23 protein-coding genes and 1 riboswitch are annotated in these 23773 nt (G+C 37.6%); of the genes, 10 read left to right on the top strand and 13 right to left on the bottom strand.

Features of this window, described 5'->3' with window-relative positions:
- Positions 1–498: 498 nt before the first annotated feature.
- On the top strand, positions 499–1050 hold the full coding sequence (locus K9B36_RS11505) for a hypothetical protein (RefSeq protein WP_223702206.1): 552 nt from the start codon (positions 499–501) through the stop codon (positions 1048–1050).
- 203 nt (positions 1051–1253) lie between these two features.
- Positions 1254–1760, top strand: a complete 507-nt coding sequence (locus K9B36_RS11500; RefSeq protein ID WP_223702205.1) for a CBO0543 family protein — start codon at positions 1254–1256, stop codon at positions 1758–1760.
- A 482-nt stretch (positions 1761–2242) separates the two neighbouring features.
- Here K9B36_RS11500 and K9B36_RS11495 read toward each other — a convergent pair whose 3' ends face one another.
- Complete coding sequence (locus K9B36_RS11495) at positions 2243–3385, bottom strand: glycosyltransferase (RefSeq protein WP_223702204.1); 1143 nt, start codon at positions 3383–3385, stop codon at positions 2243–2245.
- A 441-nt stretch (positions 3386–3826) separates the two neighbouring features.
- Between K9B36_RS11495 and K9B36_RS11490 the strand changes: the two genes are divergently transcribed.
- On the top strand, positions 3827–4756 hold the full coding sequence (locus K9B36_RS11490) for an ABC transporter permease subunit (protein ID WP_223702203.1): 930 nt from the start codon (positions 3827–3829) through the stop codon (positions 4754–4756).
- A gap of 7 nt (positions 4757–4763) precedes the next feature.
- Positions 4764–5657, top strand: coding sequence for an ABC transporter permease (locus tag K9B36_RS11485; RefSeq protein WP_223702202.1), 894 nt, complete (start codon positions 4764–4766; stop codon positions 5655–5657).
- Between the two features lie 345 nt (positions 5658–6002).
- Here the strand turns inward: K9B36_RS11485 and K9B36_RS11480 are convergent, their stop codons facing one another.
- Positions 6003–6860, bottom strand: coding sequence for a DMT family transporter (locus tag K9B36_RS11480; protein ID WP_223702201.1), 858 nt, complete (start codon positions 6858–6860; stop codon positions 6003–6005).
- A 475-nt stretch (positions 6861–7335) separates the two neighbouring features.
- Here K9B36_RS11480 and K9B36_RS11475 point away from each other — a divergent pair, with 475 nt between their 5' ends.
- The gene (locus tag K9B36_RS11475) at positions 7336–8523 is read left to right on the top strand and encodes an MFS transporter (protein WP_223702200.1); all 1188 of its coding nucleotides are present in this window, start codon (positions 7336–7338) and stop codon (positions 8521–8523) included.
- A gap of 159 nt (positions 8524–8682) precedes the next feature.
- On the opposite strand, the gene K9B36_RS11470 is transcribed toward K9B36_RS11475, so the two are convergent.
- A complete protein-coding gene (locus K9B36_RS11470; RefSeq protein ID WP_223702199.1) occupies positions 8683–9330 on the bottom strand; it encodes an RNA polymerase sigma factor in 648 nt (215 codons plus the stop codon).
- A gap of 96 nt (positions 9331–9426) precedes the next feature.
- Here K9B36_RS11470 and K9B36_RS11465 point away from each other — a divergent pair, with 96 nt between their 5' ends.
- Positions 9427–9855 carry a VOC family protein gene (locus K9B36_RS11465; RefSeq protein WP_223702198.1) on the top strand — a complete coding sequence of 143 codons (429 nt, stop codon included), beginning with the start codon at positions 9427–9429 and terminating at the stop codon, positions 9853–9855.
- A gap of 288 nt (positions 9856–10143) precedes the next feature.
- Positions 10144–10710 carry a DUF2812 domain-containing protein gene (locus tag K9B36_RS11460; protein WP_223702197.1) on the top strand — a complete coding sequence of 189 codons (567 nt, stop codon included), beginning with the start codon at positions 10144–10146 and terminating at the stop codon, positions 10708–10710.
- Positions 10711–11217: 507 nt separating this feature from the next.
- Here K9B36_RS11460 and K9B36_RS11455 read toward each other — a convergent pair.
- The 8 genes from K9B36_RS11455 to K9B36_RS11420 form a co-directional block, all read right to left on the bottom strand.
- Positions 11218–11754, bottom strand: a complete 537-nt coding sequence (locus K9B36_RS11455; protein WP_223702196.1) for a GNAT family N-acetyltransferase — start codon at positions 11752–11754, stop codon at positions 11218–11220.
- Between the two features lie 93 nt (positions 11755–11847).
- Complete coding sequence (locus K9B36_RS11450) at positions 11848–12570, bottom strand: sulfite exporter TauE/SafE family protein (protein ID WP_223702195.1); 723 nt, start codon at positions 12568–12570, stop codon at positions 11848–11850.
- Between the two features lie 313 nt (positions 12571–12883).
- Positions 12884–13354, bottom strand: coding sequence for a peptide-methionine (S)-S-oxide reductase (locus K9B36_RS11445; protein WP_223702194.1), 471 nt, complete (start codon positions 13352–13354; stop codon positions 12884–12886).
- Between the two features lie 185 nt (positions 13355–13539).
- The gene (locus K9B36_RS11440; protein ID WP_317889873.1) at positions 13540–14523 is read right to left on the bottom strand and encodes a tRNA dihydrouridine synthase; all 984 of its coding nucleotides are present in this window, start codon (positions 14521–14523) and stop codon (positions 13540–13542) included.
- Positions 14524–14948: 425 nt separating this feature from the next.
- Positions 14949–15287 (bottom strand): hypothetical protein, encoded by a 339-nt coding sequence (locus K9B36_RS11435; protein WP_223702192.1) that lies wholly within the window; start codon positions 15285–15287, stop codon positions 14949–14951.
- A gap of 90 nt (positions 15288–15377) precedes the next feature.
- Complete coding sequence (locus K9B36_RS11430) at positions 15378–15575, bottom strand: hypothetical protein (protein ID WP_223702191.1); 198 nt, start codon at positions 15573–15575, stop codon at positions 15378–15380.
- Between the two features lie 49 nt (positions 15576–15624).
- Positions 15625–16869: an MFS transporter gene (locus K9B36_RS11425; protein WP_223702190.1), complete on the bottom strand. Its 1245-nt coding sequence runs from the start codon at positions 16867–16869 to the stop codon at positions 15625–15627.
- A 248-nt stretch (positions 16870–17117) separates the two neighbouring features.
- Positions 17118–17597: a pyridoxamine 5'-phosphate oxidase family protein gene (locus tag K9B36_RS11420; RefSeq protein ID WP_223702189.1), complete on the bottom strand. Its 480-nt coding sequence runs from the start codon at positions 17595–17597 to the stop codon at positions 17118–17120.
- 315 nt (positions 17598–17912) lie between these two features.
- On the opposite strand from K9B36_RS11420, the gene K9B36_RS16985 reads away from it, so the two are divergent.
- Both K9B36_RS16985 and sstT read left to right on the top strand, forming a co-directional pair.
- Positions 17913–18434, top strand: coding sequence for a CBO0543 family protein (locus K9B36_RS16985; protein WP_317889872.1), 522 nt, complete (start codon positions 17913–17915; stop codon positions 18432–18434).
- A 284-nt stretch (positions 18435–18718) separates the two neighbouring features.
- A complete protein-coding gene (gene sstT, locus K9B36_RS11415) occupies positions 18719–19966 on the top strand; it encodes a serine/threonine transporter SstT (protein WP_223702188.1) in 1248 nt (415 codons plus the stop codon).
- A gap of 476 nt (positions 19967–20442) precedes the next feature.
- Here sstT and K9B36_RS11410 read toward each other — a convergent pair whose 3' ends face one another.
- Together K9B36_RS11410 and K9B36_RS11405 are read right to left on the bottom strand one after the other, a co-directional pair.
- Complete coding sequence (locus K9B36_RS11410; protein ID WP_223702187.1) at positions 20443–21915, bottom strand: anti-sigma factor family protein; 1473 nt, start codon at positions 21913–21915, stop codon at positions 20443–20445.
- Positions 21893–22462, bottom strand: coding sequence for an RNA polymerase sigma factor (locus tag K9B36_RS11405; protein ID WP_223702186.1), 570 nt, complete (start codon positions 22460–22462; stop codon positions 21893–21895). Before K9B36_RS11405 ends, K9B36_RS11410 begins: the two co-directional genes overlap by 23 nt.
- A gap of 258 nt (positions 22463–22720) precedes the next feature.
- A riboswitch (TPP riboswitch) is annotated at positions 22721–22821 on the top strand.
- Positions 22822–22968: 147 nt separating this feature from the next.
- Here K9B36_RS11405 and K9B36_RS11400 point away from each other — a divergent pair.
- Positions 22969–23721: a 3-oxoacyl-ACP reductase gene (locus K9B36_RS11400; protein ID WP_223702237.1), complete on the top strand. Its 753-nt coding sequence runs from the start codon at positions 22969–22971 to the stop codon at positions 23719–23721.
- Positions 23722–23773 lie beyond the last annotated feature (52 nt).

The following is a 23773-nucleotide window of genomic DNA, read 5'->3' as shown; positions in this document are numbered from 1 at the left end:
GATTTAGATTCACATACAATTATACGTCCTCATAAAAAGAAAGTTTCATTTTTAAGCGATTTATTTGATGCTTACTGATTAAGTATATAAGCAATTAGCTCTTGAGGCAATTATGGGTCTGGGTCATGGGGACAGGTCCCTCGACCCACTTTTCTTTAAGTTAGCAAAATCGCGTATTCAAACACTCAATTTCCCATAATTTCTGTTTCCTCGCTCACTACTTAAAGACACTAACTCTCTCCAAATTGCAGTTAGCATTCTTTCAACTCTCCTATCATTTCACTCTCGTAAAAACATTTCTTTCAATCTGCAAGGCCCTTGTCCCTTTCAAAATAGTTGTGTAGTCATATAAATAATTAAAGGGATAAAAGATACTATTTATTTTTAAGAAGTAGGTGAAATAGTAGATTACCTTTATATTGAGCAAGGAACATTTTTTTTGCCATTCAAGAGTGTGGATAGAACGATGTACGACTATTTAAAAAGGAGCAGATTCTTATGAAAAACAACAAAGAAGTAGTTTATTTTAATGCAGAAGGTCAGATGGTAGATAGGATTGACGTCGAGCAACAGACTTGCAGCGGTACGATTGAGTTTTGTGCCAGTACGATCGTTCCAGATGGTTTCACGTTTGAATTTAGCGGATTTGACAGCCTTAGCGTTTGTGTAGACGAAAGTGACCTGAGCTGTGCAACTAGAATTGAAGAGGTAATGGGGACCGCCCCAAACCCATGCGGGGGAACAATTACTTGCCAATTTAATATTGAGGCAATCCGTATTTTGGGTACTGTGAGACTTTTCATTAATATAGGAGATTTAATTCCCAACACACCAGGATTTCGTTTTGGACCACCTTGCAAACTTGGTTTGGGACAGGACGTATCTGTTAATCAGGTATTAGGATACATGTGCCCTCAAGGGTGCATTGATGATTGTGTGGATACTGCAGGGATAGGTGTATTCCGTCCTACCGTTACCATTGACGATTGTGGACGACAGGTTGTCACATTAAGAGGGACTTTATTCCTTACATTTCTTGGCTGTCAATAACAACCCTAAAGAGCCGGCTCACACTTAAGTGAGTCAACTTACATAAAAATTCTATGACCCTATCACTATCTTTCACATCAGCTTGTGAATTTTCACTCAATGTAGAATTGTTGGAATTTAAGTAAAAAAAACTATATTCATTGCATAGTTGGTGATAATACTGGCTATAATGCCTGATAGTTACTATTATCGGGAGGTGGACCATGTATCTTTTATTAGTTTTAGTAGTTTGGACTTTATTTGCTTATAAATTTATAGATTGGCATCGTGTAAAAGACCAATATCCTACAGTTTTATTTTTCATTGCCATCAACATGACGTATAACACCATTTATCATGACCAGTTACTTTGGGCGTTTCAGGGAATCACCGCAGAATGGCTAAACCATACGACGATTAATTTATTTTTCACGTTCTACATATGTCCGGTGACCTTAATTATTTTTTTCCAGCGTATGCCTGAAGCTCGAAATGCAAAGATTATCTATGTAGCAGTTTGGGTTATTTTTTACACCATTATTGAGGCATTATTTGCGCATAAAGCAATGTATGTCTACGGAGAGGGATGGAATAGCTGGCAAAATATCTGGTTAAACGCCATATTGTTTATGTTCTTACTCATTCATTATAGAAAACCAGCTGTGGCTCTTATTCTTGCAATACCAGCAGCAGCACTCTTCTATTTCATGTTTCCGGCTCCACTCTATTGATTAAACCATTCTTGAGGTGAAATTCTTATGTTAGTCCAAAATGTCTTTTCCACACCAGTCTTTTTGGTGCTACTATTGTTGACCTATCTGTCCATGGCGCTTTATTTATTTAGAGTTGATGGAAAAAAATATAAAAAGTAATGGTGAATACAAGCCGAAATATTCAAGTTCGAGGTATACCACTTGATATTTTGGCTTGTTCATTTTCTATATAGAATTAATAATACTTAGATTATATTGCTCGAAACACCCTATTAGCATTACACTATATTGTAATTTGGAAGGTGTGTGAATTGTAATGACGCTTATCAATGATTGGTGTGCTAATTTTAGGTCTAGCAATCTTGGTTATTGGGTTTGCAAAAAAAATTATGGTTGTAGCTAGTTTCTATTATTCCTCTTGCAATAGCTTCGTATCAAATCATTCTTCAGACTAGCCTATAAACATCAGGAATAACATCCCTGACGTTTTTTGGCTTTCGTCATTTCTTAAGTTCCTTTAGAGAATAAAATGTCCCCCGCCAGATTATGCCACCACGAACTGCAGTCAAAAGGGTAGCCCTGAAGATACTGAATATAAAAATGAGAGCTGTAATAGGAAAAACGATAAAGTATCGATTCGCTCCTTTGGTCATCTTATTTGCTGACTGATGATAGGAGAGAAAAATAAGCAAAATACTTATCAAGAACATGGCTTGCGGCATTCCCCTTGTAATAAACAGCGCGAGGAAAGGCCAAATCTGGGAAATGAATAGGCCGCAAATTGCAAATAGAACCATGGAATAACTATAAAAAAGGCCGGCGAATGTATTCTTTTCTAAACCCTTAAGCGCTGAACGCAAAGATGGATACCATTCCACCTCCAGCAATTTCTGTGCGAGGGCGAGGTGTTGACGCTTGCCAGCCTTTTTAATTTGAAGGCCAAGCATTAAATCATCGTCTGGTCGCATTCTGATATTTTGATGCGTTCCAACCTCCTCATATGCCTCTCGCGTTATCAGATTAAAAGCTCCGATTCCAATAGCAGCCTTGCTTTTCTCATCATTTGATTTCCAAGGTCTTTTAAAATAGGAGAAGCCAAACAGAAAGAAGGAAATGAATGCATTTGTCCAAAACCCCTTCCCTTTTAAGTTGGGAGCAAGTGTCAAATGTGCTAGTTTATATTGTTGAAAATAGGTGACTGCTTTCGTGACGGTGCTTTTTTCAAATATAATATCGGCATCAGTGAAAAGGAGGTACTCCCCATTGCTTACACTAAAGCCCTGATAAAGGGCATGGTTTTTTCCCAGCCACCCTTTTTCTATGGAATCAAGATGAATCACTGTCATTCTAGGTTCTTTTCGAGCTAAGCGGTCTATTATCGCTCCCGTTGCATCTGTGGATCTGTCGTTCACTACAATCCACTCGATAGAAGAATAGGATTGTGAGAATTGGGAAAGAAGACTCTCTTCTATCCTTTCTTCTTCATTCCTTGCAGCCACAATAATAGAGACAAGTGGACCATTTTGAAAGAGACTCTTATCCTCCACAACCTCTTCCATATTAGTTAACTTCTTCATTCCAGTAGAAGCGTCGAGCCATACCACAAACCAAAATAAACACGTCAAAACAGCCACGAACAGCATATGTCCACCTCCTTGTATCTTAATCTTAGCAGATTTTTTCTATGAAAGTTTTAATTTGATATTAACCGTAGCAATAATCATAAGTGATACAATGCTCGGTGTTCATTTCCTGAATATTCTGTTTTGTATAACTGCCATATGGTAAAATATAGATTAATAAATCGGGTGTGTGTGAGATGTTTGCTTACTTTTCTATCTTTTACCATCTGTGCAGCCATTTTCTTCTACTTTTCAAACGCTTTTTTTGAAGCAGCATCATGAAATCTATGGCGCAAAATTCATAAAGCTTACGATGTCGGTAGGCTACAAAAGGGAGGCTTTTAACAAACAGGCTCAACTTTTTAGGGGGAGCAAACACTTATTTGGCAGAAGCGAGATGATAGTAAACCTAGAGATCTATTAATGAGATTTGATAGAAAAAGAATTAAAAGGGGAAAATCGATGGAACTAAAAAAAGAAACTATAAGGTTAACAGTAGCAGTTATGTTTGCACTAATATTTATTGTTTTAATGGTCTTTTTCCCAAGGTCTCCGACAATTCATGGATACGGAATTGCAGGTACCCTTGATTTTAACTACCACTTTGATATGAATCTGTACAAAGAAAATATCAGCCAGTTCTTTCAGCACTTATGGATGGAAAAAAGCCTCGGTGGCACAAGATTCCAATTTACGACAGCAGAGGAGGAAATCCTGCGATATTATCCAAAAAGCCTTCTGGTAATTAGCATTGCATTTATTACTAGTCTTTGCTTAGGAATATGGAAGGGCATTTATGACTATAGAAACTTGCATACAAGAAAAAATATTATCGGCAACGGGACAACCTGGGTCTTTCAATCAATACCGGATTTTTTCCTTGTCATTTTATTTTTTTGGATTTCCTTTTATTTTCTTCCGCATGGGGAGATTTTCAGCAACAATAATTGGTACAGTTTTGCAGCTCCTGCTTTGCTGGCTTCCATCTATCCGATGATGTATGTGGCTAGATTAACGAATGTGTCCCTGCTTAATCAGGATGGACAGGATTATATACGAACGGCTTTTTCCAAAGGAAACTCGAGCTCCCAGGTAATTAAGAGGCACATCATGAAAAACAGCCTGGCTGATATTATTTCCCACCTGCCAACAATTATTATTGTCATCATATCTAATCTGCTGATGATTGAGTACTTGACAGGTTTTGAGGGCGCTGCAAACAGGCTATTTGTAGCTTTGGGTGGACGACAATCCTCCATAAGCACAGGTATGTCAGGAAGCATAGAAGCGGAACTTGTCCTCGGACTTGTCCTATGCTTTATGCTCACCGTACTATTTGTCCATATTTTAAAACTGTTCTTGCTGGCGAAATTTATAAAAAAAGGGGGGTGATTCACATATGTTACATAACAAATATCTGCTTACAGGTTCGATCATGCTATTTATCCTAGTATTTCTAACATTTATTGGTCCGTTTGTCCCTTATGTTAAAGAGGGAATAGAGGGAGCCCGTGTTCATTTCCCAGAGCCCGGGGTGATAGAGACCGCTCCGTTCCCACCTTCTGCCGATTTTCCTACCGGTTCCGACCGAGAAGGAAGAAATCTGCTCAGTGTATTGGTCGTAGGTGCGAAGGATACCTTGATGATAATTATATTTATTACCGTGATACGTTATTTCTTTGGAATCTTGCTTGGGATGATTGCTTCCTTTAAAGGAAGATTCATCTCTAATCTACTATATGTGTGGGATCAGACGTTTTCGAGTTTGCCGGTCATCTTTTTTGCAGTTCTTTTTTTCAACCTGCCTTTGCTGCTCTTTATGGAGAACAGGTTCTGGGTCGTCATATTCAGTATTGCTCTAGTTGAGGTGGGCAGAGTGGGTGTCTTGATGAAAGATCAGATCCTTCAAATAAAAAACAAGCCGTTTATAGATGCAGGAGTCACTATCGGGATGAAACCAATAGGACTTTCAGCAAATTACTATCTTCCTAATCTATTACCCTCTCTTGTTGTCAACTTCTGCTTTGACATGGGAAGGGTAGCCTTGATTATCGGGCAACTAGGAATATTATCGATCTTTGTTACCCAGGAATTTGTTCAATTGGCAAGTGGGTACAGTGAAATAAGGAATACCAGTTTCAACTGGCCAACTCTTTTAGGGGAAGCAAGGAAGGATATCTATACGGCATTATGGATTCCGATGAATGCCGCTGTAGCCATTATGTATCTCATCTTTACATTTAATATACTTGGCGAGGGATTGAGGCGATATTTTAATAAACTTACTGCATAACGTGGGAGCTGAATGCTAGAAGCAAAGCGGAACGAGGCTAGGTGAAAAAGGCGACCTTTAAGTTTACTTAACTTTATTAAGGTGGGTAGAATATCTCTTCTTTTATTCAAGGCTGTGTTAAAGTTGCGTGTTGATAAAAGTGCTATTCTAGCGATGATTGGAGCAAAAGGCGGAGACTCCAACGGGAGATAGCGGTAGACTGGAGACCCCGCAGGCACAGCCGAGGAGGCTCCAGCACCGCCCCGTGGAACGCGTAGCCTTTTGCGGAAATCAACAGCGGCGTTTAACACAGCCATTCAAAAAAAGACCCCATTTTGGTTAAAGGTAAAATTAAAGGTGCTTTTTTCAGCTCTGCTTCACACTTAAGATGGTTACTGTCACAAGGATTATCCCCATTCCTCCAAGCTGGGGCAATGTAAGCAGTTCACTCAGAACAAGGAAACCAAAAAGGGATGCAGTGACCGGTTCCACCATTGCAATGATGGAAGCCGCAGTCGGTGAGGTTCGTTTTAAACCGGCTACATATAAGAAGAATGACAGGCCCGCACCGAATACTCCTAAAAGAATCATCCAGAATAAGTCAGATGAGGAAAAGACGGAAACTGCTTCACTGTGGTCAATGAAAAACAGCATTATTATCGTAAAGACAAGGAATGCAATCGTTAGAATACCTTGTGGCTGTCCGTGCTTGGATGCATATTTAAACCCAAAGATAAACAATGCATACGATAAGCCTGCGCCTAACCCTGTAACAATTCCAAGCATCGTGATGTTGTCAGCGCCAATCTCGTAAACCTCTGTCAGCAATACTACTCCACCCATCACAAAACCAATAGCCAGCCATTTATAAAAGGAAGCCTTCTCAAGACGGAATAGAAAAGAAATAAGGAAAACAAAAATAGGCGCAGTGTACATCAATGTTGCTGCTACGGCAATACTGGCCTCTGAAATACTGACAAAATAAAAAGCCATATTACCAGCTACTCCAATACCTGCCACAACAGACCATAACAGCAGCTGCCTGTTCCACTTGCTTGGCTTGAACAAGAACCATATAAAAATGAAGAGTAACCCCACAGTTCCCCTATAAAAGGAAATCACCAAGGGATCCCATCCTTTATCCATTAAGAAGCCGCCAAGTCCTCCAGTAAGCCCCCATAATATTGCTGCTAGAATAACAAGCCATAACCCACCGAACCGCATAAAATTACCTCCACAGATCCTATTTCACATCCATAAAGATTGCTATACCTCTTACACACGGTTCTAAAACTTAATTTGGGCTGCTTGTTATCGGTCCAAGGTATTTTCATCATCCATCCTTCTTAAATTGCTACACCTGTAGGAAAACCACCTTCTAAACATTATATAATTTTTATAAAATAGCAATTTAAAAAGTATCCTAAACAGAACAGTTGTATCAGTTGATCTGTTTGATTTTTTAAATGGGTTCAATCAAACGTTTGTTTAAAAATCACTATGCTTATAAACTTTTAACCACAACTTTTCTTGCTATGAATCTAGAAAGATTCTGCAATCCTCCACTAAAAGCATCTCGGACCCAAGCCTTACCGGGGATTTCGAGTAAATTTCATGACAAAGTAGTATTATGGTATGATGTTTAAGTTGTATTTCTACCATATAACACATCTCCATTCAGCTAGGAAAAGAGGTATTTATGGACTCTACAAAATTAACGAGGCAACATTGGTTGCTCATTTTAACACTTTCTTTATTAACGTTTGTTCTTGGTACAAGCGAATTTGTGATAGTAGGAATCTTGACGGATATTTCTTCTAGCTTTGATATGTCAAATGCAAAAGCAGGTACACTTGTTTCTGCGTTTGCGATTACGTTTGCCATCGCAACCCCAATCGTGATGTCAGCAACTAGTCATTTTCCAAAGCGTAAATGGATGTTGTTTTTAATAGCGGCCTTCATTATCTTCAATGCTTTGTCCGCCATTTCGACAACCTACAGCATGCTACTCACTTTTCGAATAATGACGGCAATTGTTACGGGAGTTTTGATCTCTCTAGCCATGATTGTTGCAAGTGAAACCATGCCAGCAGCAAAGCGTGGACTTGCGATTTCATTCGTTTTCGGCGGCTTTACCCTTGCGAATGTGGTTGGCGTGCCAATTGGAACGGTGATGGCATCCTGGTTCAGCTGGAATGCCACTTTCATGTTGACTACTTTCCTTGGAGGAGTGGCCTTCCTGGCTTCCTTTTTCGTCCTGCCAGACAAGCTCAGCCAAATACGCAGTTCGATACGGGATCGGGTTTCTTTATTGACCAATCCACGAATACTGATCGCTTTTTTCATTCCTGCACTTGGATTCGGGGCAACCTACGTTGTATTTACGTACCTAGTTCCTATACTGAAGGAAATGGGAGCTCCTATCTACTCCATTAGCCTAATATTATTTGGTTATGGATTCATTTCGATTTTCAGCAACATCCTAGCCGGTAAAATCGCCAGCCACAATGCGATCGGCCGCCTTCGGTTTGTCTTTCTCGTGCAAGCCGTTGTTCTGACTAGCTTATTCTGGACAACCGGTCATTTTGTACTTGGACTTGTAAACATTGGAGTTATGTCTTTAATGGCTATTCTCTTGACAACATCCACACAACTTTACTTAATAGACCTTGCCGGAATCTATCAGCCAAAAGCCACTGGACTCGCTGCCTCCCTCATGCCTGTAGCAAGCAACGTCGGCATTGCCTTTGGTTCTGCCTTAGGTGGAGCCGTCTACCACCAGGGCAGCCTACTGAATGTCACCTGGGTTGCCGGTATCGTCGCAGTCTGTGCAAGTCTGCTTACTTTCCTTAGTTATTATTTGGATCAAAAAGAAAAGACTGCTTGAGGGTATCAACGCTTGGCATATATGAGGAGATGAAGAAAGTATCAAAGAATGTCCGTTATTCTTTGATACTTTTTTTTTGCTATTGGTGAATTAAGGCTACTTTTACTTAGGATAAGGTTAACGTCAGTGCAGCTTCCTTATAAGTTATCTTTTAACCTACTAGTAATTTATTTCTAAAATGTTTCCATCCGGGTCTATAACATAGAATACAGAATTTACGGAATCTCTTCTTACTTGAAAGTTTTGTGATTCTAATAGTCGATAATAATAAAAAATTTGCTTCGGGTTAGATTCCTGAATTGCCCTTGAGAGTGCTATAATAACCTCTTGGTTAGGCTTTAGAATTCTCCTATCTATATCATTTACTAATTTTAGTTTCTTCCTAGAACGGTGAAGTGCTGTTTTAATAGCTTCATTACTTACTCTTAACATTACAGCTATTTCTTTTGTTGTGTAGCCAAATACATCCTTCAAGGTAATAAGCATAGACTGTTTTAAAGGTAAGGTTGAAAGTAGAACTTCAATTAAACTATAATAATCTATAGAATTATCATACTCTTCTCCATATAAATCTTCATTAAAATGAACACTTTCTTTCTTTCTCCTCTTTTCATCGATAAAATGATTTTTAGCTACAGTACATAAAAATGAAAATGTAATCTCTCTTTGCGGTTCGGTATTTTTAATTTTATAAACCTTTAGCATCGTTTCTTGTACTAGATCCTCTGCTATCCAATGTGACCCTGACAACTTCAAGCAATATTTATAAAGTTTATTAATCTCAAACTCTAAACCTTCAAAAACCATATCTTGTCACCTTTATATAAAAATTTTATTTATAAGTGTAACTTTTTCACTATTATATACGTTATAAGTAGGAATTTCATTTTAAGGAGGAAAATAATGTTTAAAGTAGGTAGTATATTTATTCCAGTTACAAACATTGAAAGATCTACAGATTGGTATGTAAAATTTCTTGGTGTAAAAAAAATTGATAGTTGGGAAAATGGTGCTGGCTTTTATTTACCAATAGGGTCAACACAATTAGCTTTGGTTAAAGTTGAATCCCCACAGTCCACTGAGTTTGTCACAAAAGGTAACCAGAAGAATTCTTATTATAATTTTATCGTTGATGATATTGAAACTGCCCATCAGCATTTTAAAAACAATGGCATAGTTACATCCGAAATCGATGATTTTGGTGGGATGAAATTTTTTGATTTCTATGACTTAGATGGTAACCCTTTTAGTGTGGTAAATGAAGTTGACGGGTCCCCATACCACTCAGATAATGTTAAAAAAATGCAAGAAAGAGATATGCAGAATAAATAAATGCTTTCTTTACCAGCAGGAAAGCTTTTGTATTGATGTGCACTTCTTTAATGACAGAGTCCCTTTATCCACCTCTTTGTTCCTATCAAAACCACTCATGGCTATGGGATTTTGTATAATTTTAAGTGTCTGACGAATGACCGACTTGCCTACATTTAATTCTTCAAAAGATAACACTATAAGAAAAGAATACTTTCTAACGGAAGCCGGTCACATGCACTTCTATTTGAAATAAAAAGGTTGAAAGAAATAATATCATGGCTTGTAAATGGTGGAGGGGGATTAAGGATGACTAAAATAGTACGACGTAATATTTTCAAGAATGTATTTCTGGACTATGAAAAAGAAGAGAATTGGATAAACAATATGTGCAAACAAGGACAGGCACTTAGTAAAATTACTAATAATTATTATTATTTTGAGGCATGTGAACCAGGGGAATTCTCGTATCGAATTGAATTCTTAAAAGAAGCAACAACCCCAGAAAAAGACACTGACTTAGACTTTATGAATGAGATGGAGATTGAGCATATCGCTGCCATTAACAGATGGCAGTATTTTAGAAGAAAAGCCCTATTAGGTGAGTTTGCTATTTATTCAGATATACAATCAAAAATAGATCATTATCAAAGGATTAACATCATCTGGTATATACTAGCAGTTATATTTATATTACCGACATTTTTTTTAATATCTGATCTAATTGTAAGTTCTTTTATTGAGATGGAAATAAACCTCTCAGATGCATTAATGAATATTACTCTCTTAATTATTGGACTATTTTTCCTCAAAAAAGCACTACCGCTCACAAAGAGAATTAGTGTTTTAAAAAAAGATCAGAATCTTTATGACTAACCCTGTTCGTCAGAAGAAAATTTCAATCATTTCTTTGCTTATAACTTTTAACTTCAAACCCCTTCTCTATTGCTATCGAAAATTTGCTTATTCTAAGGACGTGAGGAACGTTCATATGTTACACTTTTTCATGAAATAGAGGCTGTGTTAAACACCGCTATTGATTTCACCAAAAGACTTAGCTTTCCAATGGGCTGTGCTGGAGAAACACTCAACACTCATCCTTTTAACAGAGCTAAAACAAAAAAAATGCAAAGAGACTGGCCCTCCCGCCTCCTTTTCAACATAGAAGCAGCAGAAGAAGGAAATTTGAATATAAATTTCGAAGATATTTCACAAAAACAAAAAAACTTCCTTCTTGCTAGGGCATTCAAAAATTTTGCGATGTATGAAAATATTAAGATGTTCTTCTAATTACATAGTGATAGTACACTACATAGAGCTTCTATAATTGAGCAAAACTTCCGAATGTCCCAGATTAGAACCGTCCCCTTGCTTTCTTGCTTTTCATAATGTATAGCCCATTTCTATACGCACTTCATTCTTCTTTACATCTTCATTTGAATAAGAAATATTATTAAATCCAATTAATTCAAAACCATTTTTCTTATAGAATTGGATGGCTGGATAATTAGATGTTTGCGTTTCTAAGGTAATCGCTCTGACACTCAACTCTATTGCTCTCTTTTTAGCTACTTCAATTAAACTACTACCAATCCCATTTTTCTTGAATCGATTATCTACATATAAATCATGAATTAATAATGTATTATTCCATTCCATATGTTGTATTACCATAACAGCAGCTTCTTCTTCGTTAAGCTCCGCCAAAAAAACCTCCGAACCTTCCTTATATGGCTCAAAGATTTCTTCTTCATAATTTTTTTCAAAAAGCTCTTTAAAAGTTCCTTCTATTAAAGAGAAATTCCAACCCTTGTCATTACTTTCAAAATAGAATTCATAATATTTCTCTGACGTATATTTATAAAATACTTTTTTACCTGTAGGATAATTTTTCTGATAGATTTGTCGAATAGTTACCATAGTGATCTCTCCTAAATCTATATTTAAAAACCTCATTTACTGGTACGGTTCAGCATTTTGGTTGTAGTAAAACAGATATTGCTACCTTATTGATTATAATAATCCCAAACTCTCAATAAGCAAGTAAATCCCTGTAAACAATAAGATTATATATGTAAATATACGAAAACCATTTTGATTAATCCTTTTAAATAATAGTTGTCCCAAATACAATCCTATAAATACCAAAGGTAAGGCCCATAAACTTGATAACCAGATTGTCTTATTTGTTCCAGCAAAAATCACTTGGATGATTAAACTAACAAAGTATATAAATAAATAAAAGGCTAGTGTAGTACCTCTTAATTTTTCTTTTTGAGTATCTGTTCCTGAAAAATATAATAATAATGGCGGTCCGGGCATACCTATACTTGTTGTGAATGAACCTGATAGTCCACCAACAATTAAATCTCTCTTCTTATTTTGATTAATTCGAAACTTAAGAATGAGCATTATTGTTAATACTAAGATAATAAGACTCACTCCCAACTTTAATCTATTTATATCAACTAACAAGAAAATCATAATTCCAATGGGCAGACCAGTAACACTTCCTATCACAAATCTTCGAAGGATGCCAAAATCAATATCCTTTCTAATTTTCATTATTAATGCACTAGAAATAATTAAAGACAATATTAAGTTTATTTGAATTGCCTCAATTGGTTCAAATATTAAAAGAAGAAATGGAGTAGCCAAAATTGAAAATCCAAATCCTGTACTCGTTTGAAGTACGGAAGCGATTAAAATGATTATAATAAATGCGATTATCTCCATAAAACACCCACTTTCCTATAACAAAAAAAGATACCGTTAATAAACAGTATCTCTTCTACAACTATTTTAACATTCCATTAATTTTTCGACTATCCAAAACTAATTCCACTCTTCGTTTTACCACTATTTGTGGTACAGTTCACCGTGGTTAATTAAGAGGCAAAAACAGCATTGGTTGAGCAATCCAATGTTGTTTTATTATCTCTTCCAAGCTTGTAGATTAGATCTGGTGGAAAAAATGGTCGATTCATCTACTCTTTAAAGCGTAAGCTTGCGATCACCTGTCCCCTTGTCCCTTTTCACTTCCGTTTACTTACTTATATTTATTTAATATATCTTCTGGAATATGACAATAATCATTTGGACATCTTGCTAACCTATCTTGATGTTCTTCTGCACTTCTCACATAGTTTGTAAGAGGTAATACTTCAACAACGATGAGGTCATAATCCTTTCTCTCACTAAGAAACGCGTTCGCCTCTTGTAAGTGTTCAGGCTTTTCACTATATACTCCTGTTCTGTATTTCTCACCAACATCCTGTCCTTGTTTATTCAAACTATAAGGATCAATAATTTCAAATAAGTATCCCATTAAATCCGTAATCGTTACAACTTTGGGATCAAATTCTGTTTTTACACATTCCGCATAGCCATCATAATCACCCTCAAGAATATGAGTTGTTCCATTCGCTCTTCCCGCTTCTGTAAATGTCACACCCGGTAAAGTTTTTATAAACGCTTGTACTCCCCATAAACATCCGCCTGCAAAATAGACTACTTCCATATTGACTCTCCTCTTTGTTTAAAACACCAATATTTATTCTAAGTAATTAAAAAAATAAAAAACTGCAGTTACTAATGTTACCGTTCCACCATGATTAATTCTGAAAAAACATAAAACAGAGGCATTAACACCTCTGTTTAACCTTTTCGAGAATTACTCCATTTCACTGTCCCCGTCTGTTCCCATCAACCTTCTCTTTCAAAATTATCAAGCAATGCCCGCACTTCATCTGTTGATTTCGTGTTCATCAGTTGGTTTCTTAAGTTGCCAGCTCCACTGAATCCTTTGACATAAATTTTGAAAAAGCGATGAAGTCCTGAGATAGAACGTGGTACTTCTTCTGCATATTGATCTTGAAGATCAAGCTGCAGTCTTAAGAGATCCAGGTATTCTTTACTGGTATGCTCTTTTGGCTCTTTTTCAAAAGCAAAGGGATTTTTAAAAATACCTCGACCGATCATAACGCCATCAATGCCATATTTTTCAGCAAGCTGCAACCCTACTTGGCGGTCAGGGATGTCTCCATTAATTGTTAGCAGCGTATTTGGTGCGATACGGTCACGTAATTTTTTGACTTCCGGTATTAGCTCCCAATGCGCATCTACTTGGCTCATTTCCTTTCTTGTACGTAAATGAATAGAAAGATTCGCAATATCCTGTTCGAGAATATGTGTTAGCCACTCCTCCCACTCATTTAGCTCGTTAAAGCCAAGTCGTGTTTTCACGCTGACAGGCAGGCCGCCCGCTTTTGCCGCTTGAATAAGTTCTGCCGCAACGTCAGGACGAAGAATAAGGCCACTACCTTTCCCTCTCGTTGCCACATTCGGTACAGGGCAGCCCATATTAATATCGATGCCTTTAAATCCTAGCTCTGCCATGCCAATACTCATTTGACGAAAATACTCGGGATTATCTCCCCAAATATGTGCCACCATTGGCTGTTCATCTTCTGTAAAAGTCAAACGTCCACGCACACTTTTCATGCCCTCTGGGTGACAATAGCTGTCTGAGTTCGTAAACTCTGTGAAAAACACATCCGGTCTACCGGCTTCCCTTACTACGTGACGAAAAACGACATCTGTCACATCCTCCATTGGTGCAAGTACAAAAAACGGTCGTGGTAAATCACGCCAAAAATTATCTATCATTTCAAACTCAAATCCTCTCACTATGGATACAACTTCTAACTTTCAGGCAAATGTTCCATTCTTCTACACTTATCTCATGCTTAGTATCAATTACGAGTACTGTTAGACATTTACTATTTGTGAAAAACTATTCTAAAATCGATAATGTTTATTTTAACGGATTTCGGTCCTTAATGGTATTTTTACAAACAAAAAAGCAGATGGTATAGATTTCCTCTATATCAAATACTTTTCTATCAGAGAATTGGGGCAATTCTTATGGATCAGTCGAAAGTTGAAAATAAAAATCAAAGAGTTTGCAGATGAGACTTTTGAAGAGTTTCGAGATGGTTAAAGGAACAATAAACCATTTGAGGTGTGTAATATTGTCAGAAGATATAGGGTGGGTAGAACTTAGTACAAGTAGTTAGGATGTATAAAATATACTCCTACAGAACGCCTATCATTTAAATGATGGTATAAAGTTTCGTTTCAATCATTTCTTTATGTGCCTGCTCGTTATCACGTTTCATAATATTTAGTATGTCTTTTAGTTCATCCTGTTCTTTTTTCACCGTTGCTATGTCTGCTTTTATTTCTCCTTGATTTACTTTCAATTCAACTATATCTCTATTCATTTCTCCTTGATTTCCTTTCAATCCAATTATATCTCTATTCATTTCTTCTTGTCCTACTTTCAATCCAATTATATCTCTATTCATTTCTTCCTGTGTTGCCTTCATGCTTCCTACCATTTGAATCAATTGAGACAACATGTCCTCCATTTTATTAAAACGCTCTTCCATTTTCTTCACCTCCTTTATTGATAGTATAATGCAGAAAATAATCGGTGAAAAGAAGGAATGATGGGGCGGTTTCCCCATCAAACTTTATCCCTATGCATCTTCCACAACTCTAGCCACTTCATGACCGCACTTTTTGCATTTTCCTCTTAAAAGAATTCCAAATTGATCATCTACAATTGTAAACTTATCAATTGTAGCAACATCTGTACAATGTGCACAAAAAACGTTATTTCTTAGTTGACTTCTGATCTCTTTAGGAATAGAAAGCCATTTTTTATTTGCATCCATTTAACAACAACCTTCTTTCGTTAGAATTAAATTAATATCTCTGCGCTTATTACGGCATCTGTTCCCCCTGACGCTTTTCCTTTATAAAAAGCACTCCAATTAAGCCGAAAAAAGAGAAGATTACGGGAACGAAGAAACCGTAGTAGTATCCAATCCCTATGCTACCAGAAGTTGACTGAAAATGATCCAATATAGATCCAATAATGCTAGGCAGCAATACGGCACTTAGAAATCCACCCGTATTCGCAAACCCCGAAACAATGCCGGTTTCTGTGATAGGAAAAGATTGACGGACGACTGCAAAGGTTAAGGAATTTGACCCAAATCCAAAGCCAATGATAAAGAAAAGCAGAACGAGTAAGGATAATGGTGGATGCCCTTTAAATAGAAGAAAGCTAGACCAACACAATAGAACGGTAAGATGGAAAAAAATATATGGCCGTTTAATGGTACCTAAACAACTAGAAATCCAGCCAATTAGAGGTGCCCCAATAAGTGCTCCAACGAGACTAAACATAATAAGCTTACTTGCACCTAAGCGTGTCATTTCATACACATCCATTGCATACGGCACTGCCCACGAACCGATAAACCCGATATACCCTCCGACAAGCCCAAAGTGACAAAGGAATAATGCCCACGCCTGCCGATTCGAAAGGATTCTTCTTAGTAAAACAGCTATTTTTTCATGCTGTATTTTATTTGTTACTATTAGCGATCGATTCGATTTTTTCACAAGTATATAGTAAAGAAAAATATTACATAAACATAAGAGTACTCCAGCTGAAAGAAATGCTCCCCTCCAGCCAAGTAAGACAATCAATACGGAAAAAGGAAAAGTTGCCACAAGGAAACCCATGCTTCCTGTCATTCCTGCAAACCCAATTAGTCGCGTAAATTCCTTTTGGTTAAACCATTGGCTTAAAATCAAGATCATACTTACCCAGATTGTCGCATCCCCTATTCCCGTAAGTATTCTAGCAAAAAGCAGGACAAATTCATGTGGACTAAGACTATAAATGACGGTACCTATCCCTGTAAGAGCGGTACCTATAACAATAAGTAAATTAGGCCCGTAACGATCAGCCAAAATCCCCATTGGAATTTGCAAGCCTGTGTACACAAAAAATTGGATGCTTATTATTAATCCAACCGTTGATGCTGTTACACTAAAATCTGTCATCAACCTATCTGTAATTAATCCCGGAGCCGTTCGCTGGCTCGAAATTAATAAATAGGTAAACAATACAGAAGTAAATATAACCCACCTTAATTTACCATTTTGTTTGTCCAATACTATCTACTCCTGTTAGCTTTTACCTTATATATATGGGTTTCGTGTAACAGTAGTAACATTAATTATCTATTAATCCATTAAAAAAGTATGTCCTTTTATGAATTGCTTGATTTGGCGATTAAACAATACCATAAAGAACATACTTTTTCTTTTTTACTATTTTCATTAGAAAGGGCTCAATAGGCCATTACATAGCCATTTCGTTCCCCTATGCTTTGGAAGCAGAGAGCCGTCCCCTGCTTCCATTACTTCCTCCCATTCATTTCAACCGTTTCATTAACACCTGCTTCTTCTGCACTTTGCCCTGTGATGCGTTTCAACATAAAGGCCGCTTTTTTCGTAAAACTTCCGGATTCCCAATATTCGGCTGCTTCCGCCTTTACTTTAATCAGGACAACGCTTGAATCATCATAAGAAGTCTGCATAATCTGCTCGTATACTTTGCTCCACAGTTCCTTTTTCTTTCCTAGATCCTCAACAATTTCCGCTCTGCCGCGGACAGAAACATAGGATTTGCCTGCATAAGTGACATTGACACCCTGCTCGTGTAAAATTTCTTCATATTTATCTGTCTCTTTTTTAGTAAAAAACCATAAGTCCCCATCGAACTCCACTTCTTGTGTTTTCATAGGGCGAGAAACAAGCCCTTCTTCAGAAACCGTAGTCAACATGGCCGTGTCAATATCTTTAATTAACTCTCTTAGCGTTTCTATTTGTTCTTGCATATTAAATAGTCCTCCTTCTCATAAAGCTTTATAGATGTATATTACCCCTTATACAATCATTTAAAGTATTCGATTAAAAAACTAAGTGAGAGAGGTTAGGGGACAAGGTGACAGGTATAAAATCAACCATACATAGATAAATTGGGACACTGTACCTGTCCCTCTGGCCCTTAAATGGTAAAACAATAGGAAAACGTGAGGACCTTCCCCGTTTTTCTAATTGAATAGTCTCCTTGTACTGTGAAATAGATATTTATAAATTTCACATAAAAGTTTAGATTTTTGCCAACCTATATTTAGGGAGGTGAAATACTTATGAATAATAAATTAGATAAAATAATTGAATTATCAGCGTGGATCATAACGTCGATATTATTAATTAAATATGTTCCTAAAAACAGAGTACGGGAAGCCCATACATCCTTTTTGTTTAAACAAGTCATTACATGGCTTTTCGGTTTACTTGTAGTTGAAAAAGGTCTAATTTCATATCCTAATCGTCTATTCTTTAAAAAAACAATCAAATCGAGCTTTACATTTGAATACTTTGTTTATCCTGCGTTATGCTCATTATTCAATTTATATTATCCAGAAAAGAGTAATAATGTTGTAAAACTAATTTATTACTTTATCCATACATCTATAATTACATGTTTCGAAATATTTGCTGTTAAATACACTAACATAATTAAGTATAACAATTGGACATGGTATTGGAGCTTTATAACAATGTGGTTATCTTATTACATATCACGCATTTACCATAGATGGTTTTATAAAAGTAGATCTATTAACAATAGAATTTTCTACAATATTTTTAAATACTCGAAGGAGTAGACAGGAATTTCACAAATTCCCTACTCTTTTTTTGTTGCATTTTATGATTCTGTGTAGCAAATGACTTTGATATTTGGAGAGAATCCTCCCCTGCTTTCACAAAGATGGGACGAGAATGAGCGTAGCGAAAAAGTATAATTTTCAGAAATATCTTTTTAATTATTAATTCACGGTGGTCATGTTAGACTTACACCGTACATGAGAGAAGTACAATTGCCTTTCCTGAAAAGAAAAACATTTTCTTTTAAGCTATGTTTCTAGTTAAATGAATGGAGGAGAAACTAATGAAGCACTTATTACTCAGATGGAATCAAATCAGCCTTGTTAAACGAATATTAATTGGTATTGTTGCCGGTATCTTATTAGCTGTAACGATTCCAGATGCGGCGAACTGGGTCACTATTTTTGGTTCCTTATTTGTAGGAGCATTAAAGGCCGTTGCACCGATACTAGTGTTGTTCTTAGTGATGTCAGCCATCTCTAAGCTTAAGAGTGACAACCAAACAAATATGAAGTCCATCATTACTCTTTATGGAATAAGTACATTGTCAGCCGGGTTTATAGCAGTTGTTGCAAGTTTTATTTTCCCAGTTAATTTATCCCTTGGTACAGGTGCAGAAGGCCTTACACCTCCGGGCGGAATTGTTGAAGTACTTCAAACATTACTGTTAAATATCGTTGATAACCCAATAAATGCTCTAATAAACGCCAACTATATTGGCATACTTACCTGGGCAGTACTCCTTGGTCTTGCGTTAAGAAGTGCGAGTGACAGCACAAAAGAAATGCTGGTTAGTTTTTCTAATGCCATCTCTCAACTAGTAAAATGGGTTATTAATCTAGCACCTATTGGAATTATGGGACTCGTGTTTGATGCGATTGTAGCAAATGGCCTTTCAGCCTTGCTTGGGTATGGAAAATTACTAGCTGTTTTACTCGGTTGTATGTTCTTTATCGCTCTTGTGGTTAATCCACTTATTGTATATATCAACATCCGAAGAAATCCGTATCCTCTTGTTTTCAGAGCTTTAAGAGAAAGTGCTATTACAGCATTCTTTACACGTAGCTCAGCTGCAAACATTCCAGTTAATATGAGCTTATGTGAAAAACTTGGCTTAAATAAAGATACGTATTCAGTATCGATTCCATTAGGCGCTACCATCAATATGTCCGGGGCAGCCGTTACGATTTCCGTGTTAACTCTTGCAGCCGTCCATACATTAGGTATCCCGGTTGATTTTGGAACTGCTCTTATTCTGTGCGTCCTAGCAGCTGTATCTGCGGCAGGAGCATCTGGTGTAGCCGGTGGATCACTACTTCTTATTCCTCTAGCATCTAGTTTATTTGGAATTCCAAATGATATTGCGATGCAGGTCGTGGCTGTTGGTTTTATTGTCGGTGTTTTACAGGACTCTTGTGAAACTGCGCTTAATTCTTCTTCTGACGTTATTTTCACAGCAACAGCTGAATATAGAAAAATGCGTAGAGACGGAAAAGAAATCAATATTAACGCCAGGGATTCACATTTATAGTAGATTGGTTAATTGGAAATGTAGTTTTTAACTCCCCCAGGACACGTTGTCTTCCTCCAACGGTTCCGGGGGGCTTTTTTATATATACCGAAAAACAAGGAAATAAGGATGAGTGGGATATATTTAATATGCATGCCAGGTTAAAGGTTATTTTTTGCTCGTTTTTAGTTTGAGCTTGTTTACGTGTGCATGGGGACGGTTCCCCGCTTCCAAGGAAGGACAAGGGGAAACCTCTAGCCCTTCGCTGGTTAACTGAAACTACTAATATAATTTGATAGAAATCGTGGCATAGTTCTCATATAAAAAAGTATGATCTTCTATGCATTGTTTGGTTTGGAGATTAAACAATACCATAAAGAACATACTTTTTCTTTTTTTACTATTTTCATTAGAAAGGACTCAAAAGTCTATTACATAGCAATTTCGTTCTTCTCTGCTTCGGAAGCAGAGAACCGTCCCCTGCTTCCTTGCTTCCACTACCTCGGAAGTTTCAGCACCGTTCCATCGCTTCCTTGCCATTTGGTGATGGATTGGATGTCGAGGTGGTATTTGGTACTGCTGTCCGGCAGTGTTGTTTGGATGGTGAAGGTGCCATCGCTTTCGATGCTGGTATAGATAGTTTCGGGTGTCACCCATTCTTTGTCGGTTGTGATTTCACTTGTCATGCTTTCGATGTTCTGGATGTTTGTTTTTCCAGAGATGGTCACAACCTTCGTGCTGCCATTTCCAGGTTCTGAAGTAACAGATTCGATTGTCCAATCATTCAGCTTCACATTGGCCGATTGATCTGTCAGTTCAAACTGCGTGTTGTCTGGCTCCTGAAGCCGGAAGCCTTCGATTTGGAGGGACAACTCTTCGCCAGCTTTCAAATATTCGTCTGCCGGCATTCCCTCCACCCGATTAGCAAATTCAAATTCCATTGTAAAGGCTTGCCCCATATTCGAATGCAAGGTTCTGCCATCAACCTTTAGTTTCTTTCCATCTTCGGTAACCACAAATAATTCCGGTTCAATAATGGGATAGACATCCGATTCATTCCCCCGTCCCTTCACAATGGTTTGTAGCCGTTCATTCTCAGCTCTACTATAATCGGCTTGCAGCGTCAGCCTGTAGGCATTCTGTGAGGTTTCCCACTCTAAGACTTCTGTACGGAAATTATCATATTCCAACGTTTCCTGGATAGGGTGTTTTGCGGCATTCGCTTTCGCCTCCGTTAGATCCACAGGAATGTTCACTTTCCAGTCTCCATCCCTCATAAAGAATTCATCGAAATGAATTTCAACATGAATATTGTCCGGAAGAATGTCGATTTCTGCAGGCTTGATGACAAAAGAGCTTTGACCTTCGCCTTTTGAAATTTCCCTAAAAGGCAGCTCCACTCCCTTATCATCCGTAATTTTCCCTCTAGGTAACGGCCAATGATCCTTCTCCACTTGACTAAGGTGAACGACATTATTTTTTCTAAGATATTCCTCCAGCAGCTCTTCGTCTGGTATCACTTCATAGAATACTTCTATCTTTAATGGGCTGGCGCTGACATGATGAACCAAAATCTGCACTCCATCCACATAACGAGTATCTTTCATTTCTTCTACTGGCGTTTGGATATCATTTCCGCCAGTATTCGGCTGCGCTCCGCCGTAAAACGCTGCCCCTACTCCAAATGCCAGCACAATGCTTGCTGCAGTAATCAACTGATAGGTCCAGTTCCACCTTTTCTTTTTGGCCGGATAGGGCGCAAGCTTACTTAGCACTTCCTCATCAAAGCCTACAGGCAGCACTGGTGAGTTGATGGCTTGCTCCAAAAAATGATCCTCCCGTTCCAAAGCTGCGACCACATCCCGGCAGGAAGGGCAAAATTCAAGATGCTTGTCGATTTTAATTTTTTCTTCCTGGCCTAATACACCATCCACATAGGCAGCCAGCTTATCGGTTTTGATACATTTCATGAAAATAACCCCCTTCCTTGCGTTCCATGTTCTCCCGCATTTTTTTCTTAGCCCTGTGAATTTTGTTTGCCACAGTCTGAACCGGGATATCTAGCATTTCCCCGATTTCCTCATAGCTCAAATCGTTGGTGTATTTCAGAAGTACAACAAGGCGATCCTCTTTTGATAAAATAGCCAAGAGCTTCTCAAGGTGCTTGTATTTTTCCTTCTGGAGGTAGACAATTTCTGGTGTGAGACTGCCACTCTCCTTCTCATCCAAAAACTCAACCGTTTCCAGTTTCTTTTTACGGAACGTGTCCATGCAATGATTAACGGATACCCTGTAAAGCCAACTCGAAAAGCTCCCTTTCCGGTCATATTTGCCTAGCTGCTGATAGACCTTGATAAAACACTCCTGCACCAGATCCTTCGCGTCCTCAGGGTTCTTCACCATCCTGAGCACTACCGCATAAAGTCTGTTTTTATAACGATTTATAATAAAAGCAAACGCCTGCTTATTCCCGGCAAGCACCTGCTCCAGAAAATAAATATCATCCTGCTGCTCCAAAATCACATCCCCCTTCTGCTTCGATTCTCTCTAACTATTATAACGGGTGGAATGGAGAAAAAATTTCAAAAAAAGAAAAAAACAAAAGGGAGATGGCCCTTTTCTTCAAGCTAAAAAAAACAGCCATTCCTAAATGGAACGACTGTATTCCTTATTCCGTTAATACACCAGATTAATTTAATAACCATTTTTGGAAACGCCCCCGTGTTTCCCGCTTGACATATTTTTCTAAGCACTATAATATGGGGATGAATTAAATATATGCACTAGGGGTGTTATTTAACTGAGATGAGTATCTACTCAAACCCTTTGAACCTGAACTAGTTGAAACTAGCGTAGGAAAGTGTAAAACTCTAATACATACTTAAAGAGCGATGTGCTTTTTTCTTAATATGTAGTTATTTGTTTTTACGCAACATTCCTATGGGAAGGTTGCGTATTTTTATTTTATCTATCATTTTATTATGTATGTTTCATCAAAATTTAAAGATATGGGGGTTGTTATGATGACAAGAACAGTACTAGTAACAGGCGGTAGTAGAGGTTTAGGGGCAGCAATTGTAAAAACATTGGCACAACAAGGGTTTCAAGTGGTTATTAATTATTATAAAAGCAAAGATGCTGCGGAGAAGCTAGTTTCCGAGATTGGCGAAGAGAATTCAATTGCCATTCAGGCTGATGTAACAAATCGTAAAGAAGTAGAGGCAATGACAAAAAAAGCAACGGAATATTTTGGTCAAATAGATGTTGTAGTCAACAATGCGTTAGTAGACTTCAAGTTTGATCCAAACGAACAGAAACCCTTCACAGAACTAACCTGGGATGATTATCAAAGACAGCTGGATGGTACTCTTAAAGCAGCATTTAATGTAATTCAGAGCGTCTTACCTCAATTTATGGAACGACAAAATGGAAGTATCATCAGTATAGGTACTAATTTATATCAAAATCCTGTTGTACCCTACCACGAATATACAACAGCTAAAGCTGGATTAATAGGTTTTACACGTAATATCGCATCTGAATTAGGAAGATATGGTATAAAAGCGAATGTAGTTTCCGGTGGATTATTAAAAACGACTGATGCCAGTGCTGTAACAACACCAGAAGTATTCGATCTAATTGCTCAATCAACGCCATTGAAGAAGGTTACCACACCTCAAGATGTAGCCAATATGGTCGCTTATTTATCTTCGGAAAATGCGAACGGTATTACAGGTCAAAACTTTACAGTAGATGGCGGTTTGACAATGAATTAATAGCATAAATCACCAGGATAAACTTCAAAAGAAACACTATTCAAAACAATCA

The organism is Sutcliffiella deserti, assembly GCF_020037475.1.
GTDB lineage: Bacteria > Bacillota > Bacilli > Bacillales > Bacillaceae_I > Sutcliffiella_A > Sutcliffiella_A deserti.
This window is presented reverse-complemented; position numbering and strand designations above follow the sequence as displayed.

Coding starts and splice junctions, on each gene's coding strand:
- K9B36_RS11465 (WP_223702198.1), top strand. CDS start 9,427: ATGTTTAAAGTAGGTAGTATATTTATTCCAGTTACAAACATTGAAAGA.
- K9B36_RS11445 (WP_223702194.1), bottom strand. CDS start 13,354: ATGGAAGTAGTCTATTTTGCAGGCGGATGTTTATGGGGAGTACAAGCG.
- K9B36_RS11420 (WP_223702189.1), bottom strand. CDS start 17,597: ATGCAAGAACAAATAGAAACGCTAAGAGAGTTAATTAAAGATATTGAC.
- K9B36_RS11460 (WP_223702197.1), top strand. CDS start 10,144: ATGACTAAAATAGTACGACGTAATATTTTCAAGAATGTATTTCTGGAC.
- K9B36_RS11500 (WP_223702205.1), top strand. CDS start 1,254: ATGTATCTTTTATTAGTTTTAGTAGTTTGGACTTTATTTGCTTATAAA.
- K9B36_RS11490 (WP_223702203.1), top strand. CDS start 3,827: ATGGAACTAAAAAAAGAAACTATAAGGTTAACAGTAGCAGTTATGTTT.
- K9B36_RS11475 (WP_223702200.1), top strand. CDS start 7,336: ATGGACTCTACAAAATTAACGAGGCAACATTGGTTGCTCATTTTAACA.
- K9B36_RS11400 (WP_223702237.1), top strand. CDS start 22,969: ATGACAAGAACAGTACTAGTAACAGGCGGTAGTAGAGGTTTAGGGGCA.
- K9B36_RS11495 (WP_223702204.1), bottom strand. CDS start 3,385: ATGCTGTTCGTGGCTGTTTTGACGTGTTTATTTTGGTTTGTGGTATGG.
- K9B36_RS11430 (WP_223702191.1), bottom strand. CDS start 15,575: ATGGATGCAAATAAAAAATGGCTTTCTATTCCTAAAGAGATCAGAAGT.
- K9B36_RS11485 (WP_223702202.1), top strand. CDS start 4,764: ATGTTACATAACAAATATCTGCTTACAGGTTCGATCATGCTATTTATC.
- K9B36_RS11455 (WP_223702196.1), bottom strand. CDS start 11,754: ATGGTAACTATTCGACAAATCTATCAGAAAAATTATCCTACAGGTAAA.
- K9B36_RS11470 (WP_223702199.1), bottom strand. CDS start 9,330: ATGGTTTTTGAAGGTTTAGAGTTTGAGATTAATAAACTTTATAAATAT.
- K9B36_RS11505 (WP_223702206.1), top strand. CDS start 499: ATGAAAAACAACAAAGAAGTAGTTTATTTTAATGCAGAAGGTCAGATG.
- K9B36_RS16985 (WP_317889872.1), top strand. CDS start 17,913: ATGAATAATAAATTAGATAAAATAATTGAATTATCAGCGTGGATCATA.
- K9B36_RS11410 (WP_223702187.1), bottom strand. CDS start 21,915: ATGAAATGTATCAAAACCGATAAGCTGGCTGCCTATGTGGATGGTGTA.
- K9B36_RS11435 (WP_223702192.1), bottom strand. CDS start 15,287: ATGGAAGAGCGTTTTAATAAAATGGAGGACATGTTGTCTCAATTGATT.
- K9B36_RS11450 (WP_223702195.1), bottom strand. CDS start 12,570: ATGGAGATAATCGCATTTATTATAATCATTTTAATCGCTTCCGTACTT.
- K9B36_RS11480 (WP_223702201.1), bottom strand. CDS start 6,860: ATGCGGTTCGGTGGGTTATGGCTTGTTATTCTAGCAGCAATATTATGG.
- sstT (WP_223702188.1), top strand. CDS start 18,719: ATGAAGCACTTATTACTCAGATGGAATCAAATCAGCCTTGTTAAACGA.